Here is a 2,008-nt window from a genome sequence, read left to right as displayed (position 1 = left end):
CGGGTGGGCGCCGTCGGTGCGGCGCCGGGGAACTCAGCGCTCGATGATGGCCAGCACGTCGCGGGCGCCCAGGATGAGCACCTCCTGACCGTCGTACTTGACCTCGGTGCCGCCGTACTTGGAGTAGATGACGCGGTCGCCGACGGAGATGTCCATCGGCACGCGCTCGTCGCCGTCCTCGTTGAAGCGGCCCGGGCCGACGGCGATGACCTCGCCCTCCTGCGGCTTCTCCTGGGCGGTGTCCGGGATGACCAGGCCGGAGGCGGTGGTCTGGGCGGCCTCGACGGCCTTGACGACGATGCGGTCCTCGAGGGGCTTGATGGTGGCCATGGGACCTTCCTCTCTCTGGGAGTGGCGCCGGGCGGGGCCCGGGGCCGGGGTGCGGTGTTCAGTCGGCGCCGTCGGGGTGGTCGCTGCCGGGTCCGTCGCGGTGGCCCCGGAGCTGGCACCCGGTGGCGCTGAGTGCCAGCACCAAATCTAGGGCGGCCTCTGGCACTCGGTCAACTCGAGTGCCAGAGGCCACCGGGGCGCTCAGAGCAGGGGCTGGAGCGGCTGCAGGAGCCGCTCGATGCCGCGGGCCCACCAGGCCCTGCCCCGCCACTCGGCCAGTGTCAGCTGCCGGCAGTTGGTGAGGTCGCGGCGGAAGATCTCCTGCATGTGGGCGGCCTGCCCGGCGTCGAGGATCTCCAGGTTGACCTCGTAGTTGCCGGTCAGCGAGAGCCGGTCGATGTTGGCCGTCCCCACCGTGGCCCACACGCCGTCGACCACCGCGGTCTTGGCGTGCACCATCGCGTCCTGGTACAGCCACAGCTCCACCCCGCCGGAGAGCAGCTGCTCGAAGTAGTAGCGCGCCACCCAGTCGGCCACCACGTGGTTGGAGCGCTCCGGGAGGATCACCTTCACGTCCACCCCCCGCCGCCGGGCGCGGAGCAGCTCCTCGAGGATCTCCCTGTCGGGGATGAAGTAGGCCTGCGTGATCCAGATCGTCTCGTCGGCCCGGTCGATGGCCTCCAGGTACATGCCCCGGATGGGGAAGAGCAGCCGCGAGGGCGCGTTGCGGTGGGCCTGCACCGGCAGCCCCCAGGCCCGGCTGCGGCCGTCGCTGAGCTCGGGCTGGTCCTCGTGCCGGTGGCGGTTCCAGAAGTCGATGAAGACGTTGACCAGCTCGGCCACCGCTGCCCCGGTGACCCGCACGTGGGTGTCGCGCCACTGCGTGGCGTACTCCTGGCCCACGTTGTAGCCGCCCACGAAGCCGACCTCCTCGTCCACCACGAGGATCTTGCGGTGGTCGCGCCCCCAGTGGCGGGGACCGAGCAGCACGTCCGGGGTCACCACCGGGTACTCCAGCGTGTGCACGCCCGGCGGCCAGCGCTTGAACTCCCGCGGCACCACGAGGTTGGCGAACCCGTCGAAGACCACGTGCACGGCCACGCCGCGCTCGGCGGCCTCGCAGAGGGCCTCCTTGAAGGCCCGGCCCACGGCGTCGCCCTTGAGGATGTAGCTCTCGAAGAAGATCTCGCGGCGCGCCCCGCGGATGGCCTCGAGCATGTCGGCGAAGACGTCGCGCCCGAAGGTGTAGGTGGTGATGGTGGTGCGGTCCAGCGAGCTCTCCACCGGCTCCACGGTGGGGAACGAGATGACCTCAGGACTGCGGCGCTTGCGGCGGCGGTTGCTCACCACCAGTCCCGCGACGACGGCCGCCTGCGCGACCGCCTGTGCCCCGAGCCCGTAGGCCACCACCTTCGCGACGGTGCGGTGCGGCACGTCCCCTCCTCGACTCGGCTCCTGGCGTTGGGCCAGTCTAGGGCGGCGCGGCCGGCCCCCGGGGCGGGCCACCGGCGGTGGGAGACTGCCGCCCATGAGCCACGCCCCCGACCCCGATGACCCCCTGGCCGGCGTCGACCTGCTGCGGAGCGTGGCCCCCGGATCCGACCCCGCGCTGGACGCCCTCGTCGCCGAGGCCCGGGCCACCGGGGACGCGTTCGCCGCGGCCGCCCTGCTGCGCGGC

General features: G+C 72.5%; 2 protein-coding genes. Both read right to left on the bottom strand.

Going from position 1 to position 2,008, the window contains the following annotated elements:
• Positions 1–33: 33 nt before the first annotated feature.
• Positions 34–330: a co-chaperone GroES gene (groES, locus tag HMPREF3099_RS11655; RefSeq protein ID WP_070706239.1), complete on the bottom strand. Its 297-nt coding sequence runs from the start codon at positions 328–330 to the stop codon at positions 34–36.
• Between the two features lie 201 nt (positions 331–531).
• Positions 532–1,764 (bottom strand): phospholipase D-like domain-containing protein, encoded by a 1,233-nt coding sequence (locus HMPREF3099_RS11650; RefSeq protein WP_070706238.1) that lies wholly within the window; start codon positions 1,762–1,764, stop codon positions 532–534.
• Positions 1,765–2,008: the final 244 nt, after the last annotated feature.

The sequence above is a fragment of the Kytococcus sp. HMSC28H12 genome (assembly GCF_001816045.1).
GTDB lineage: Bacteria > Actinomycetota > Actinomycetes > Actinomycetales > Dermatophilaceae > Kytococcus > Kytococcus schroeteri.
The sequence above is the reverse complement of the archived record's forward strand: the minus strand, read 5'-3'. Positions and strand labels throughout refer to the sequence as shown.